General features: G+C 70.9%; 13 protein-coding genes. 5 read left to right on the top strand and 8 right to left on the bottom strand.

Features of this window, described 5'->3' with window-relative positions:
- Window positions 1-70: 70 nt before the first annotated feature.
- From MXD61_RS04075 to MXD61_RS04055, 5 genes are all read right to left on the bottom strand, one after another.
- The gene (locus MXD61_RS04075; RefSeq protein WP_248811515.1) at window positions 71-556 is read right to left on the bottom strand and encodes a nuclear transport factor 2 family protein; all 486 of its coding nucleotides are present in this window, start codon (window positions 554-556) and stop codon (window positions 71-73) included.
- The gene (locus MXD61_RS04070) at window positions 553-2,223 is read right to left on the bottom strand and encodes a long-chain-fatty-acid--CoA ligase (protein WP_248811514.1); all 1,671 of its coding nucleotides are present in this window, start codon (window positions 2,221-2,223) and stop codon (window positions 553-555) included. Before MXD61_RS04070 ends, MXD61_RS04075 begins: the two co-directional genes overlap by 4 nt.
- A 72-nt stretch (window positions 2,224-2,295) precedes the next feature.
- A complete protein-coding gene (locus tag MXD61_RS04065; protein ID WP_248811513.1) occupies window positions 2,296-3,189 on the bottom strand; it encodes a phosphopantetheine-binding protein in 894 nt (297 codons plus the stop codon).
- Window positions 3,190-3,406: 217 nt separating this feature from the next.
- Window positions 3,407-4,813, bottom strand: coding sequence for a proline--tRNA ligase (proS, locus tag MXD61_RS04060; RefSeq protein WP_248811512.1), 1,407 nt, complete (start codon window positions 4,811-4,813; stop codon window positions 3,407-3,409).
- 80 nt (window positions 4,814-4,893) lie between these two features.
- Entirely contained in the window at window positions 4,894-5,169 is a 276-nt protein-coding gene (locus MXD61_RS04055; protein WP_248811511.1) for a hypothetical protein, read from the bottom strand.
- A gap of 820 nt (window positions 5,170-5,989) precedes the next feature.
- Here MXD61_RS04055 and pstS point away from each other — a divergent pair.
- The 5 genes from pstS (at window position 5,990) to MXD61_RS04030 (ending at window position 11,220) form a co-directional block, all read left to right on the top strand.
- Complete coding sequence (gene pstS, locus MXD61_RS04050; RefSeq protein ID WP_248811510.1) at window positions 5,990-7,096, top strand: phosphate ABC transporter substrate-binding protein PstS; 1,107 nt, start codon at window positions 5,990-5,992, stop codon at window positions 7,094-7,096.
- Window positions 7,097-7,227: 131 nt separating this feature from the next.
- A complete protein-coding gene (gene pstC / locus MXD61_RS04045) occupies window positions 7,228-8,334 on the top strand; it encodes a phosphate ABC transporter permease subunit PstC (protein WP_248811509.1) in 1,107 nt (368 codons plus the stop codon).
- Window positions 8,331-9,410 (top strand): phosphate ABC transporter permease PstA, encoded by a 1,080-nt coding sequence (pstA, locus tag MXD61_RS04040; protein ID WP_248811508.1) that lies wholly within the window; start codon window positions 8,331-8,333, stop codon window positions 9,408-9,410. The genes pstC and pstA overlap by 4 nt, the downstream gene beginning before the upstream one ends.
- Before the next feature lie 152 nt (window positions 9,411-9,562).
- Window positions 9,563-10,339, top strand: a complete 777-nt coding sequence (gene pstB / locus MXD61_RS04035; protein ID WP_163549208.1) for a phosphate ABC transporter ATP-binding protein PstB — start codon at window positions 9,563-9,565, stop codon at window positions 10,337-10,339.
- 32 nt (window positions 10,340-10,371) lie between these two features.
- The gene (locus MXD61_RS04030) at window positions 10,372-11,220 is read left to right on the top strand and encodes a response regulator transcription factor (RefSeq protein ID WP_248811507.1); all 849 of its coding nucleotides are present in this window, start codon (window positions 10,372-10,374) and stop codon (window positions 11,218-11,220) included.
- A 163-nt stretch (window positions 11,221-11,383) separates the two neighbouring features.
- On the opposite strand, the gene MXD61_RS04025 is transcribed toward MXD61_RS04030, so the two are convergent.
- The 3 genes from MXD61_RS04025 to radA form a co-directional block, all read right to left on the bottom strand.
- On the bottom strand, window positions 11,384-12,334 hold the full coding sequence (locus MXD61_RS04025; RefSeq protein ID WP_374628406.1) for an A/G-specific adenine glycosylase: 951 nt from the start codon (window positions 12,332-12,334) through the stop codon (window positions 11,384-11,386).
- 124 nt (window positions 12,335-12,458) lie between these two features.
- Entirely contained in the window at window positions 12,459-13,538 is a 1,080-nt protein-coding gene (gene disA, locus MXD61_RS04020) for a DNA integrity scanning diadenylate cyclase DisA (RefSeq protein ID WP_163549067.1), read from the bottom strand.
- 126 nt (window positions 13,539-13,664) lie between these two features.
- Complete coding sequence (gene radA, locus MXD61_RS04015) at window positions 13,665-15,287, bottom strand: DNA repair protein RadA (RefSeq protein WP_248811505.1); 1,623 nt, start codon at window positions 15,285-15,287, stop codon at window positions 13,665-13,667.
- Window positions 15,288-15,526 lie beyond the last annotated feature (239 nt).

Raw genomic sequence — 15,526 nt, 5'->3', positions numbered from 1 at the left:
CTGCGGGAATGCGGCACTGCGGGCATGTGGCGCCGCGGGAATGCGGCGCTGGGGGTGGACGGTGGGCGGTTCAGCCGCGCGGGCCGCCCTGGCCGCCCTGGCCGTGGGTGTAGGTGTAGGTGCGGGTCAGGGGCGGCGGCGGGCCGAAGAAGGTGCTTATGGTGGTGAGGCCGCGCTGGTCGAACGTGGCGACGTCCAGACCGGCGAGTACGACCTGGCCGATGCTGTCGCGCAGCCCCCACTCCCAGCGGGCCCGATCATGGTGGATGTCCACGGCGCTGACCCGCACCGGCCGGTGCCCGGGATACGGCCCGAGGAACTCCCCGATCAGCGCGCTGAGCGCGTCGACGCCGACCGCGGCGCCCAGCGGGTTCGCGTAGCTCACCTGGTCGGCGCAGCAGCCGGCGAGCAGGCGGGTGCGGGTGTCCGGATCAGGCTGCGCCCAGGCGGTGTACAGGCGGTCCGCGAGCCCGTCCACCCGCGTCTGGACGGAGGCGGGCCCGGTCGCGGCGCCGAACCCGAGGCCGGTCATGGCGCCGGTCGTGGGGCTGGTCATGAGGCGAACCTGCGGCGGACCTGGGCGCGCTGCAGCTTGCCGGAAGGCGTCTTCGGCAGCGAACCGGGCGGCAGCACGATCACCGGATGCGGGGTCACACCGAGCGCGGCACGCACCTCGTCCGCGACAGCCTGGCGCAGCGTCTCATGGTCATCGCCGCGGGTCTCGACGGCGACGGCCAGGCCCTCACCGGCGGGCGGGCCGGGCCGTGGGGCGGCGAAGGCGACGATGTTCCCGGCTCGGGCGCCCGGTGCCCGGGCGGCCGCCCGCTCCACGTCCTCGGGATAGATGTTGCGACCACCGAGGATGATCACATCCTTGTGTCGGCCGCAGACAACCAGTTCCGCGTCGGTGAGGTAGCCGAGGTCACCGGTCGCGAGCCAGCCGTCCGGGTCGGCAGGTGGGGTGCTGGCCGGTGACTGGTCGTGGTAAGAGGCGACCGAGGTGCCCCGGACCTGCACCTCCCCGACGGTGCGGGCGGGCAGTTCCACGTCGGTGTCGGGATCGACGACACGGATCGACAGTCCGGCGATCGGCTCGCCCAGCAGCACCAGCCGCCGGGTCCGGGTCCGGCCACCGGCTGTGGGATCCTCCGGGCCCGTCTGCTCCAGCGGGTCGCTCGGACGTGCGATGCCGGCGGCGAGGGCGTCGGCATCGACGTGGTCGTAGCGGGCGCCGCGGCCGAGGTCGGAGAAGGTCACCGCGACGGTCGCCTCGGCCAGCCCGTACGCCGGCATGAAGGCCTCCGGATGGAAACCGTGCTCGCCCGCGGCGGCCAGGAAGTCGTCCACGGCGGCCGGGTCGATCGGCTCGCCGCCGCACAGGGCGTAGGCGAGGCAGGACAGGTCGAGCCGCGGACCGGTGCGCAACAGCCGGGCGGCGACAGCGTAGGCCGAGCCGGGTCCGACGGTGGTGGTGGCACGGTGATGGGAGATCTGCTGCATCCAGCTGGCCGGCCGGGCGAGGTAGTCCGCCGGGCTGGAGAGCAGGGTGTCGCAGCGTCCGCAGGCCAGCGGCAGGATGAGACCGCCGATCAGCCCCATGTCATGCGACAGCGGCAGCCAGGACAGCATCCGCCCGTGCACCGCCTCGTGGCCGGTCGCGACCCGGATGCCCTCGATGTTCGCCGCGAGGTTGCCGTGGCTGATCCGGGCGATCTTCGGCGCGCCGGTCGTGCCGCTGGTGAGCTGCAGGATCGCCGGGTCCTCGGGGCTGAGCGTGGGCGGCCGCCACGGCGCGCTCGGCTGGGCGTCGACCACCTCGGCCAGCGACGCCACGATCCCGCCACCGCCGGACAGCGCCGCGATCGCCTGTTCCCAGGGGGCACCGACCAGCACCAGCGGGTCGCCGAGGGCGTCGAAGCGCTCCCGGGAGTCGGCCAGGTAGCGGGCCAGGTCCACGGTGCGCGCCGGTGTCGGGGCGAGTGTCACACTGGCGCCGGCGAACCAGGCGGCCATCGCCGCGGTCACCGTGGCCCGGCTGGTCGAGGCGAGCAGCACGACCGGCCGCCCCGGGCGCACCCCACGTTCCTGGAGCCCGGCGGCGACCCGGCGGGCGTCGTCGTGCAGCACGGCCCAGCCGACCCGTTCACCGCCGTCCGGCGCGAGGAACGTGACACCGTTCGGACCCGCGCTCGCGCGTTTCATGCGATCCAGCAGATACACCATGGTTGCCGGCTTTCCTTGGACGGATGGGCAGGCGTCGTGTGGTTGTTCGGCGGCCCGCGCGGACGTTCGCGATCAGTGGCCGGCGGCTCGTCCGGTCAGCCTGTCCAGATGCTCCGGGTAGGCGGCCAGGATCAGGCGGTCCCAGTAGCGACCGTGATAGTAGTCATGTCCGCGCAGACGACCCTCAAGTTCGAGCGCACCGCCCGCCGCATTCGCCCGGTCGGCGCCGGAGAACTGCGGGTAGTTGAATTCTGGGAGCTCGAAGTACAGTTTTCGAAAAGGCCAGATATCAAAGATGTAACGAACGAAGAGGTTCAGGGCCTCGACCGCGAGCCCGGAGCCGGTGTAGTCCGCCGACACGGCCGCGCCGACATATGCGAACCCGAGGGTGAACTCCGGGTTGTAGCAGATCGCGTGCCCCACCGGCCGGCCCGTCTCGACCGACTCGATCACGAACTGCGTCAGCACGCCCTGCCACAGCTCCTGCTCGAACTGCGGGTAGGACGGCACCGAACCCCGGTAGCGCCAGCGGAAGCCGACGTCCGGCGTGACGGCCAGCTCGTACAGGAACGGCGTGGATGACGGCAGGACCGGCATCAGCCGCAGGAACCGCCCGGCCAGACACGGCGCCGGCACCGGCATGGACGCCGGATTCTCCCCGGCCTCGATCGCCCGGGCGGGGTCGCCGGAAACGGCCGCTCGGGTGGCCGCCCGCGGGGTGGACGAGGCGGCATCGGCGGCCTGGCCGGCACGATAACCGCCGTACAACTCGCCGATGGTCTCGATCTCCAGCCAGTTGGCCTCGGAGATGTCGGTACCGAGCTCCGCGACGAAAAGACACAGATCAAGCAGGCGGAAGGAATCAAGGCCGAGATCGGCGTGCAGTCGGCTGTCTGCGGTCACCGCTGCGCCGGAAAGACCGAGGCGGCGGGCGACAAGCTGTTCGAATTCGTCCGGTCGGAGCATGATACCTGTTCTGCGGGAACGTAAGGCAAAACGTCAGGACGATTTCGGCCGGGTGGGGTGCCGCTGACGTTAGCAAGGGAGCCGAACGGCCGCAATTTCGCTGACCCGTTTCGGCTAACGCGCCCGGTCGGACCAGGGCCGAAGGGCTGCCCCTTCGGGTGCCACACCGCCGCCCCCGGAGTGCGGCTTCGCGGCCTGGCTCCGGGGGCGGGCGGGATCAGTAGGAGCGGGCGATCAGGGCGACGAGCTCGTCGGCGGGGGTGCCGGGAGCGGGGATCTCGCCGTCGGCGGTCTGCAGGCAGCGAACGGTGAGCGCGTCCTCGGCGAGGCGTGCCTCGCCCTCCTCGCCCACGGCGGACCAGGGAATGCGGGCGAAGCCGGTGGCCGCCGCCGCGGCGGCGTCGGCGATGGTGGTCACATCCGCGGTGCGCCGCTCGCGCAGCGCCACGGCCTCGGCGTACAGGCCGGCCTGGACGTCGTCGAGCGCGGCCGACACGCGGGTGGCGACCTCGGCGAGCGGGACGGGGGTCTTCACCGAGGTGTCTCGGCGCACGACGGTGACGGTGCCGGCGGCGAGGTCACGCGGACCGACCTCGACCCGGACGGGCATGCCCTTGATCTCGGCGTCGGTGACCCGCCGACCGAAGGACAGGCCCGGCCGGGCGTCGAGCTGCACGCGCAGGCCGGCGTCGGTCAACGACGAGACGAGCTCCCGGGCGGCGGCCACCACCGCCTCGTCGTCGCGTACGGGCAGGACGATGACCTGGGTGGGGGCCAGCCGCGGCGGGACGCGCAGGCCACCGTCATCACCATGCGCCATGATCAGGCCGCCGACCATGCGGGTGGAGCAGCCCCAGGAGGTCGTCCAGGCCAGGTGGCGGACGCCGTCGGCACCGAGGTAGTCGATGTCGAAGGCGCGCGCGAAGTTCTGGCCGAGCTCGTGGCTGGTGGCCATCTGCAGCGCCTTGCCGTCGCCCATCATGCCTTCGCAGGTCATGGTGTTCGTCGCGCCGGCGAACCGCTCACGGCGGGTCTTGACCCCGACGAGCACCGGGATCGCGAGCACGTTGGTCAGGAAGTCGCGGTAGACCTCCTGCGCGATCCGCCGGGCGTAGGCGGCCGCGTCGGCCTCGTCGGCGTGCGCGGTGTGCCCTTCCTGCCAGAGGAACTCGCTGCTGCGCAGGAACAGCCGCGGCCTCAGCTCCCAGCGCACCACATTGGCCCACTGGTTGAGCAACAACGGCAGGTCGCGATAGCTCTGGGTCCACTTGGCCAGATACTCGCCGATGACGGTCTCGCTGGTGGGCCGCACGACGACAGGTTCCTCGAGCTCCTTGCCGCCACCGATGGTGACGACCGCGAGCTCGGGGCTGAAGCCCTCGACGTGCTCGGCCTCCCGGCGCAGATAGCTCTCCGGGATGAACAGCGGGAAATAGGCGTTCTGGGCACCGGCGGCCTTGATCCGGGCGTCGACCTCGGCCTGCATCCGTTCCCACAGGGCGTAGCCGTACGGTCGGATCACCTGCGTGCCGCGGACAGGGCCGTTCTCGGCCAGTTCGGCCTTGGCGAGCACATCCTGGTACCAGCGCGGGAAGTCGGTTGCCCGGGGGGTGAGTACAGCCACCCGTCCACGATATTGCCTGGGCCCGACAGTTCCGCGCCGGGACGGTCCGGCGCCGCGCTGGTCGGGCGCCGGCGGCGTCCTCACCGCGGCGTCGGCTCCTCCGGCGAGCTGCGGGGCGGCTCGCGAAAGACCAGCGAGACATCGACGTCGCCGTGATGGCTGATCAGGCTCGCGGCCGGTGGGACCAGGATCATCGCGGTCGTCAGGTCGGCGGCGGTGGCACCGGGCGCGAGGGTCAGCTCGTGCCGCACGGCCGGCCCGTCGTCGACGGTGACCACCTCGGCGAGCGTCGGGGGGCGTCCCCCGAAGCCTGGGCGGGGCTCGGGCAGCAGATCGTTGCTGTCGAGGGTGTTCATCTTCGGGCTGTCCTCCGGTGCGTCGATCGAGTGGGCAGGGGCGGCGCGGGGTGGGACGACAGGTGACGCGGGTGGTGCGGGTGACGCGGGTGGTGCGGTCGACCCCGCGATGATGGTCCGCGCGTGGTCGAGGGAATACTCCTGGCAATCCTGGCCGGGGCGTGATCCGGTGGGTCGAACCACTGGATATCCCTGGGATACTTTCAGCAACCTCGATGTTGCTTGACAGCAAATCACGGGAGGGCCGTGCTGGCTACGGGAGATCTGGGGACGGATCGGACGTCGGGTAACCGCGGCCGAACATCCTGATCATCTGCGTAGCGGCGCGCGTGGCTTGGCCGCTTCGCCGGCTGCATCCCACTGTGTGGCCGGGTGCAGTGGGTCAGGTCAGGGCAGGTGGCACGTGGATGAACATTCGCCACTGTCGGAACATCCGGTGCGACCGTCTCGATGACCTTCGCCGATTCCGAAATGCCACATTTAGGACGTTCCGCTGTTCATGCGCTCTTCTCGGAGCCACCGAGTGGACACCGTGGCCATCTCGTCAGCGAGCCGGCCATGCCTGGTCGTACGGGTTGATCTCCAGTTGAGATTACTTTTCGCAATATTGTCGGCACACACCGTCGTGACTAGGAGGGGTTCGGGGGGGTCAACAGGTCGCAAATCCTCCGACATGGATGTGTTCTGGTTGGTGACTGGTTGGCGTATGCGCCTGTTCATCTTTCGTTCATCCCGAATCGCTTCGATTCTCGCCGGCACCCCGGTCCGGGGGGCGGACGACATTCGGCGCCGGGCTCGGCGTTGGGACGAAGGGTTGCTTGTGAAGCTAGGCAAGCGTCAGGCCGCGGTCGGGGCCGCGATGGTCGCACTGCTCACCGTGGCAGCGTGTGGAACTGACGACAACAACGACGCGGGTGGCACCACCGAGGCGTCGACGAGCGCCAGCGCGATCGACTGCGCCAAGGGCTCGATCACCGGGTCGGGCTCCTCCGCGCAGAAGAACGCCGTCGACGAGTGGGTGAAGGCATACCAGGACGCCTGCTCCGGCGCGACGATCAACTACCAGTCGACCGGCTCCTCGACCGGTCGCCAGCAGTTCATCTCCAAGCAGGTCACCTTCGCCGGCTCCGACTCGGCGCTCAAGGACCAGCAGAAGACCGATGCCGACAAGCGCTGCGCGCCCGGCACCGCGGTCGACCTGCCGATGGCTGTCGGCCCGGTCTCGCTGATGTACAACCTGTCCGGCGTGAAGGACCTGCAGCTGTCCGCCGAGACGCTGGCCGGGATCTTCTCCGGCAAGATCACCAAGTGGGATGACGCGGCCATCAAGGCGGAGAACAGTGGCGCCTCGCTGCCGTCCGCCACGATCGCCACGGTGCACCGTTCCGACGGCTCCGGCACGACGGACAACTTCACCAAGTTCCTCAAGGGCGCGGGCGGCAGCGCCTGGACGTTCGACTCCGGCTCCGACTGGAAGGCCCCGGGCGGCCAGGGCGCCAAGGGCTCGGACGGCGTCACCTCCACGGTGAAGTCGACCGAGAACTCGATCGGCTACGCGGAGCTCTCCTACGCGGAGAACGCCGGCCTGTCCACGGTCAAGGTCAAGAACGCCGCCGGCGAGTACGTCGCGCCGAGCACCGAGGGCGCCTCCCTGGGCCTTGGCACCGCCAAGATCGCGGATGGCGACGACCTCAAGCTGACCTTCGACTACACGACCGCCACCAAGGGTGCCTACCCCGTGTACCTGGTGACCTACGAGATCGCCTGCACCTCCGGCCTGCCGGCCGAGGAGGCCGCGCTGGTCAAGTCCTTCCTGACCTACACCGCCTCGGACGCGGCCCAGAAGTCGATCGGTGACCTCGGCTACGCGCCGCTGCCCGACGCCGTCGCCAGCAAGGTCCGCGCGGTCATCGCGAAGCTCGCCTGAACCACCGCACCGCCTGAACCACCGCACCACCGCACCAGCTGAACCACCGCACCACCTGACCGGCCCGGTCGAACCCGCGGTGGGGACATCGCGCCCCACCGCGGGTTCGTCGGCGTATCTAGGAGAGGACCATGACGACGGAGCCGGACAGCTCGGCGCAGTCCGCCGAGCAGCGGGGGGCCGCTTCGGCGACGGTCCCGCCGACAGACGACCCGGTCGGGGCCCCCGCGAGCGGGCCCACCAGCACCGGGTCGGACCAGCCTGATCACGATCCGGCCGCGTTCACCCGGCCCGCGCCCACGACCACCGGCAAGGCCGCGGTCGGCAAGGCGGACGTGGCCTTCAAGAACCTCACCCGGGCCGCCGGCCTCGGACTGCTCGCCCTGATCGTCGCGATCGCGCTGTTCCTGGTGCTACGGGCGACGCACGCACTCGGCGAGAACGACGGGAACTTCCTCAGCACGCAGGAGTGGTTCCCCAACCAGGACCCGCCGAAGTTCGGTGTGGCCGCCCTGCTGTTCGGCACGATCGTCACCGCCGCCATCGCGATGATCATCGCGGTGCCGGTGGCCGTCGGGATCGCGCTGTTCATCACCGTCTACGCGCCGCGGCGGCTCTCCTCGCCGCTGGGCTACATCGTCGACCTGCTGGCCGCGGTGCCCAGCGTCGTCTACGGCCTGTGGGGCCTGCTCGTGCTTGCCCCGCACATGAAGGGCATCCAGCTCTGGCTCAGCGACTACCTCGGCTGGATTCCGCTGTTCAGCGCCGACTCGGTGGGCCGTTCGTTCTTCGTCGCCGGTGTCGTGCTCGCGATCATGATTCTGCCGATCGTCGCGGCACTGTCGCGTGAGGTGTTCCTCCAGGTGCCCACCGCGCACCGGGAGGCGGCCCTGGCGCTGGGCGCCACCCGCTGGGAGATGATCCGCACGGCGGTGCTGCCGTACGGCAAGCCCGGTGTGATCAGCGCGTCGATGCTGGGGCTTGGCCGGGCGATGGGCGAGACGATCGCCGTCGCGCTGGTCCTGCCCGCCTCGTTCAAGATCTCCTGGAACTGGCTGGAGCCGGCCGGGAACACCATCGCGGCCAACGTCGCGAACGGCTGGGGCGAGGCCAACGACATCGGACGTGGCGCACTGATCGCGTCCGGTCTGGTGCTGTTCGTCGTCACGATGATCGTCAACATCATCGCGCGGGCCATCGTGGCGCGTCGCCGTGACTTCTCCGGGAGCTCCGCATGAGCACCGCGACCGTTCCCGAGCCCACCGTTCCCGGCCCCGCCAACCCCGGCGAGGACCGGCTGAACCTGCGCGGCGAGACCCTGCCCCGTTTCGTGCCGCCGGTGGTCGCCGCCGGCTCGCTGGTCGTCGCCCTGCTGATCTATCTGCTGACGCCGATGGACAGCGAGATCCAGATCGTGCTGATGGCCGCCCTGATCTTCGTGGTGGCGATGACCGCGATCTCCACCAGGGTGGAGGGCCGCCGCCGGGCCCGTGACCGGTTCGCGACCACCCTGGTCTACGGCACCTTCCTGCTCGCGCTGATTCCGCTGGTCGCGGTGCTCGCCAGCGTGATCGGCAAGGGTGCGAGCCGGCTCGACATCTCCTTCCTGACCCATTCGATGAACGGCATCGGTGCCCGCGACTCCGGTGGTGGCATCTACCACGCGATCATCGGAACGGTCGAGCAGGTGCTGATCGCCAGCGCCATCGCAGTGCCGTTCGGTCTGCTGGTCGCGATCTACCTGGTGGAGTACGGTCGCGGTCGGATCAGCCGGACGATCAGCTTCTTCGTGGACGTCCTCACCGGCCTGCCCTCGATCATCGCCGGTCTGTTCGTCCTGGCGTTCTGGATTCTGGCGCTCGGCCAGGGCTTCTCCGGTTTCGCCGGTTCGCTGGCCCTGGTCGTTCTGATGATCCCGACGGTGGTGCGTTCCGCCGAGGAGATGCTCAAACTCGTCCCGAACGAGTTGCGTGAGGCCGGCTACGCGCTCGGTGTGCCCAAGTGGCGAACCATCCTGCGGGTCGTCGTCCCGACCGCCCTGCCCGGCATCGTGACCGGTGTCATGCTCGCCGTCGCCCGAGTGTCCGGCGAGACGGCGCCCGTGCTGCTTACCGTCTTCGGAACGAACCTCATCAACGCGAACCCGTTCTCCGGTGAGCAGAGTTCGCTGCCCCTGTACATCTACTCGCAGGCCGGCCAGCCCCAGCAGTTCGCGATCGACCGCGCCTGGGCTGCCGCGCTCGTTCTGATCATCATCATCATGGTGCTCAACCTCATCGCCCGGCTGTTCGCCGGACGCAACCGGTTGAAGTGACCCCGACCCGGGCCGGCGGTGCGTACCGCCACTGACGCCGAAGCCGCCGCCGGCCCGCTCCGACGTGCACCACCCAGTCACTCCCAGCGTCCAGTCACTCCCCGCGTCCAGCCAGTTCCCAGCGTCCAGCCAGATCGTGAGTCGAGGTTGTCATGGCCACCCGCATCGAGGTAACCGGGCTGACGGCGTACTACGGCAAGTTCAAGGCCGTATCCGACGTCAACCTGACCATCGAGCCGAAGCACGTCACCGCATTCATCGGACCGTCCGGATGCGGGAAGTCCACGGTGCTGCGCACCCTGAACCGGATGCACGAGGTGCTGCCGGGGGCCCGCGTCGAGGGCAGCGTGCTGCTCGACGGTGAGGACCTCTACGGCGCCGGGATGGACCCGGTGAACGTCCGTCGGACCGTCGGCATGGTCTTCCAGCGGCCGAACCCGTTCCCGACGATGTCCATCTACGAGAACGTCATCGCCGGCCTGAAGCTCAACGGGATCCGCAAGAAGGCCCTGCTGGACGAGCGGGTCGAGGAGTCGCTGCGCGGCGCCAACCTCTGGGACGAGGTCAAGGACCGTCTGAACCGCCCCGGTGCCGGCCTTTCCGGTGGTCAGCAGCAGCGGCTGTGCATCGCCCGGGCGATCGCCGTCGAACCGCAGGTGCTGCTGATGGACGAGCCCTGCTCGGCGCTCGACCCGATCTCGACCCTGGCGATCGAGGACCTCATCAACAAGCTGAAGTCCAGCTTCACCATCGTCATCGTCACCCACAACATGCAGCAGGCGTCCCGGGTCAGCGACTCGACCGCCTTCTTCTCCCTGGAGAAGACCGGCGATCCCGGTCGCCTCGTCGAGTTCGACAAGACCTCGAAGATCTTCACCAACCCGACGGAGAAGCGGACCGAGGACTACGTGTCCGGACGGTTCGGCTGACCACCAGCGAAATCACCGGACAGGACGCCACGATGGTTCCGACGTGGACAGGCTCCGGCCTGTCGGCGGCGGAGCGCGGGCCAGCGGGTGACCGCTGGCCGGCGGGGGAGCGCGATCCGACCGCAGCTGATCATGCGTCGAGCCGTGGGCAGCGGCCGGTCGGGCTGGAACGAAAACAGCCCGCGCCGGTCCTGCTCATCGCCGACTCCGAAGTCGAACAGGACATGCTCGCGGCCATCGTCGGTGGCGGCGTGGAGGTCAACCTCGTCACCGACGGAGCCCTGGCGCTGCTGGAGATCGGCCTGCACCAGCCCGATGCCCTCCTGATCAGCGCCCGCCTACCGGTGGTGGACGGCGTGACCGTGGTACGCACCGTCCGTAGCGTCGCCGGTCACGACGACCTCCCGATCCTGCTCGCCGTCGGCCCCGACGACCGCCCCGCGGCCGCCGCCGGCCTGGACGCCGGGGCGAGCGCCTGCGTCGGTAAGCCCTACCGGGTCACCGAGGTCCTCGCGATGGTCGGCGGCCTGCGCCCGGACCGTTCCGGCGCACAGACGGCGCGCTCCAACGGCACCGAGGTGCTGCGCGGCGGTCCGGTCCTGCTCGACCGCGCCGCCCATGAGGTGCGCCTGGACGGAACCCTCGTCTCGGTTCCACCCCGGGAGTTCCGCCTGCTCGCCCTGCTGCTGGAGCAGGCCGGCCGGGTGGTGCCCCGTGAGACCCTCCTGCGTGAGGTCTGGGGCTCCGCCCACACCGAGACGAACACGCTCGCCGTCCACGTCCGCCGCCTGCGTCGCCGGCTGGGTGAGGCCGCGGGCGAACCGACCATCATCGAGAGCATCCGCGGCGTCGGCTACCGCTTCCGCGCCGCCCCCGGCTAGCCCACCACCCCTGGTACCGCTGGACGACATCTGTCCGGACGTGCCCAGGTGCCCTGATCGACAGGTAGGTCGTCACCTCGCGGGACCGTCCAGCCCGGGAGAGGGCCGTCCGGTCCCGCAGGACCGTCCAGCCTGGGAGGACCGTCCAGCCTGGGAGGGCGGGTCAGCCTGGGAGGGCGTAGACACCCGGGGCTACCTGGACGACCAGACCGTCACCGAGGAGCCCGGCCAGCGCCCGGCCACGCTGGACCGGCTCGTCCCAGACCTGGTCGAGCAGTTCCTGGTGGATGGGATGGTCGGCGTCCCGCAGGACGGCGAGCAGCCGGCCGCGGACCTGCCGGTCGGTGCCGGCGTAGCCCTGTGGCCGCCGGGCCGGGCCCGAACCCGGCGGGCTGCCCGCTCGCACCCACGCGCACCGCTCCAGCAGCGGGCAGGCCGCGCAGCGCGGAGCGCGGGCCACGCAGAGCAGCGCGCCGAGTTCCATCAGCGCCGCACTGGTCCGGGCGGCGGTCTCGGGATCGGCGGGGAGCAGGTCGGCGACGCCGGCCAGATCGGCGCGGCTGACGGTGGCCGGCGGGTCGGCGCGCCCCTCGACCGCCCGGGCGTACACCCGGCGGACGTTGACGTCGACGACAGGTTGCCGCTGCCGGAAGGCGAAGGCCGCGACCGCCCGGGCCGTGTAGGTACCGATGCCCGGCAGGGCGAGCAGGGCGTCGAGGTCGGCTGGGATCTCGCCGCCATGGCGCTCCACGACCGCCGTGGCGCTCTGATGCAGCCGCAGCGCCCGCCGTGGGTAGCCGAGCCGCCCCCAGGCCCGCACGGCCTCGCCGGACGGCTCGGCGGCAAGGGCCGCGGGCGTCGGCCAGCGCGCGAGCCAGGCCTCCCAGACGGGCAGGACCCGGTTGACCGGCGTCTGCTGCAGCATCACCTCGCTGACCAGCACCGCCCAGGGTGTCGTGCCCGGCCGACGCCAGGGCAGGTCACGCGCGGCCCCGACGAACCAGTCGAGCACCAGCTCGCCGAACGCCGTCGATGCGACGGGTGGCCCGGATGCGAGGGGGGTCACGGCTGCGACGGGTCCCGGGGAACCGCTGGTCGTGGTCATCCCGGCCATCGTGCCATCCCGCCCATCGGGCCATCCCGGCAGCATCGGGCCATACCCGCTCGGTCGGGGTCGGGCCGGTCGGGGATCGGGTCGGCCATGGGAGGGGACGGATCGGGTCGTGGGGCGCGGGTCCCTAGACGTAGCGTTCGAGAATGCTGGACTCGGCGAGGCGGGACAGGCCTTCGCGTACCGCTCGGGCGCGTGCCTCACCGATGCCGTCGACGGTCTGCAGGTCGTCGACGCCAGCGGCGAGCAGCTTCTGCAGGGTGCCGAAGTGGTCGACGAGGCGGTCGACGACGAGCCGGGGCAGCCGCGGGACCTTCGCCAGCATCCGGTAGCCGCGCGGGCTGATCTGGCGGTCGAGGATGTCCGCGCCGCCGGAGAAACCGATCACCCGGGCGAGCACGGTGAGGTCGAGCAGGTCGGTGGGGGACATCGCCGACAGTTCGTTGAGTACCTGGGTGGCCGACCCGGCGCGGGAGCCGGCGGGCAGGTAGTCGCGAACGGTGAGCTCCCGTTCGGTCTCGACGCCTGCCATCAGCTCTTCGAGCTGAAGGGACAGCAACCGGCCGTCGGTGCCGAGTTCGACGACGTAGCCCTCGATCTCGTCGGCGATACGGCGGACCATCTCCAGGCGCTGGCTGACCGAGATGGCATCGCGAACGGTGACGAGATCCTCGATCTCGAGCGCGGAAAGGGTGCCGGCCACCTCGTCGAGGCGCAGTTTGTAGCGTTCGAGGGTGGCCAGGGCCTGGTTCGCCCGGGACAGGATCGCGGCCGAACCGTCCAGCGCGTAGCGCCGCCCGGCGACATACAGGGCGATGATGTGCATGGACTGGCTGACGGAGATGATCGGGTACCCGGTCTGCTTGGCGACCCGCTCGGCCGTGCGGTGTCTCGTGCCCGACTCCTCGGTGGGGACCGTCGGGTCCGGCACGAGGTGGACCGCGGCCCGCACGATGCGCTGCAGGTCGGACGACAGCACGATCGCGCCGTCCATCTTTGCCAGTTCCCGCAGCCGGGTGGCCGAGAACTCGACGTCGAGCTCGAATCCACCGGTGCACAGGCCTTCGACGACCTTGTCGTGACCGAGCACGATCAGGGCGCCGGTGTGGCCGCGCAGGATGCGCTCCAAGCCGTCGCGGAAGGGGGTTCCGGGGGCGACCGCGGCCAGTGTCGCCCGGAAGATGTCGTCTCCGGGTGGTCGTGCCATCAGGCTCACTCAGCTCCTCGGTTCCCCCACTGTCTCCGCCTCTGCCGTGATGCTATCGGGGCGATCGCCGCGGGAGGTCCGCAATCATAAGGTAACGAAAGACCACGAAATCGACATCCGTGATTCTTATGTTTTGTACATATGCGTAATCGCGGCGACCAGATCAGGCACCTCGGTGACGGTCATGCCCTCGAAGGTCTTCTCCGTAGTGGTAGCCCCCGTGTGGTTCGCCCGCGGGGCCCGGTCGCCCTCGCCGACCGCCCGCAGCGCCCTGGCCTGGGCGCTGTCACCCCTGGTCGCGCCGGCCCGCCCCTGAGCCCCGCCCGGGTCGTGGCCCTCGCCGCCGGTGACGAGCCCGGCGCCGGAGCCGGACGCCAGGGAGCCGGTGGGCACCAGCGCCCGGCGAAAGCCCAGTCGGGCCGCGGCCGCGAGCCTACGGGGGACTCCACCCACCGCGCGGACCTCACCGGCGAGCCCGACCTCACCGATGGTGATCAGATCGGCGGGTAGCGGCCGATCCCGCATGGCGCTCACGACCGCCAGCGCCGTCGCGAGATCGGCCGCGGGCTCGGCCAGACGCACCCCACCGACGGTGGCGGTGTAGACGTCACTGCGACCGAGACGGATGCCGCCCCGGCGCTCGACGACGGCGAGGATCATCGCCACCCGGGCCGGATCAAGCCCGGACACGGCCCGCCGGGGAACCTGCGCGGCCGAGTCGGCCACCAGCGCCTGGACCTCGGCGACGAGGGGACGACGCCCCTCCATCGTCACCGTCACGCAGGTCCCCGGCACCGCGGCGCCGACGCCCCCGGTGCCGGAGCGGGACAGAAACAGGCCGCTGGGGTCGGCGATGCCGTGGATACCGGCGTCGTCCATCTCGAAGCAGCCGATCTCGTCGGCCGGGCCATACCGGTTCTTGCCGGCACGCACGAGACGCAGCATCGAATGGCGCTCACCCTCGAAGTGCAGGACGACGTCCACCAGATGTTCGAGCAGGCGCGGCCCGGCGACGGTGCCGTCCTTGGTGACGTGCCCGACGAGCACCGTCGCGAGGCCGAGCGCCTTCGCGGTGCGGATCAGTACGGCCGCCACCTCACGCACCTGGGTGACCCCACCCGCCGCCCCCTCGACTCCCGCGGCCGAGATCGTCTGCACCGAGTCGACCACCAGCAGCGCGGGGCAGACCTGCTCGACGTGGCGCAACAGCGCGCCGAGATCGGTCTCCGCGGCGATCCAGAGATCCTCGTGCAGGGCGCCCGTGCGCCCCGCCCGAAGCCGCACCTGGGCGGCCGACTCCTCCCCGGTGACGATCAACGCCCGGGACCCACCCGCCGCGCTGCGCGCCGCCACCTCCAGCAGCAGCGTCGACTTGCCGATCCCGGGCTCGCCGGCCAGCAGGATCACCGCGCCAGGGACCAGCCCCCCGCCAAGCACCCGGTCAAGCTCGTCAACCCCCGTCGGCCGACGCTGGGCCGCCGTGACATCGACATCGATCACCGACTGAGCCGGAGCCGTCACCTCGCTGGCGGCCGCGGCCGCACTGCCGAGCCCGCCACCCCGCCCACCGCCGAGGGCCGACCCTCGCCGAGGCGCCGGTGTCTGGGCCTCCAACGTCCCCCACTCGTGGCAACGGACGCATCGGCCAGCCCAGCGCACGGACTCCGCCCCGCAGCCGCTGCACCGGAACCCACCTGAGGCCGCCCGTGCCGACGGGCGAGACACACCGGAGGCCCGACTGGAAGTCATGGTCGCCACGTTAGCCGCCGGGTCCGACAGTTCGACGCCCACGCCACGCCACGCCCAGCTCGCCGACGACCCCTCGGTCGTCCGCCCGGTGTGGCGTCCACCTCCGCACCCTGACCCGATCGCGCCCGATGATCGGGCGGCGGCGGACTCTCGGACTGGCGCTGTCGTGCCGAGGCGCGGTGAAGGATGCGGGCCCCGGCGTCTTTCGACTGTCTGATCTGTGCCGATGTCTGATCTGT

It is taken from the genome of Frankia sp. AgPm24 (assembly GCF_023243055.1).
Lineage (GTDB): Bacteria > Actinomycetota > Actinomycetes > Frankiales > Frankiaceae > Frankia > Frankia umida.
This window is presented reverse-complemented; position numbering and strand designations above follow the sequence as displayed.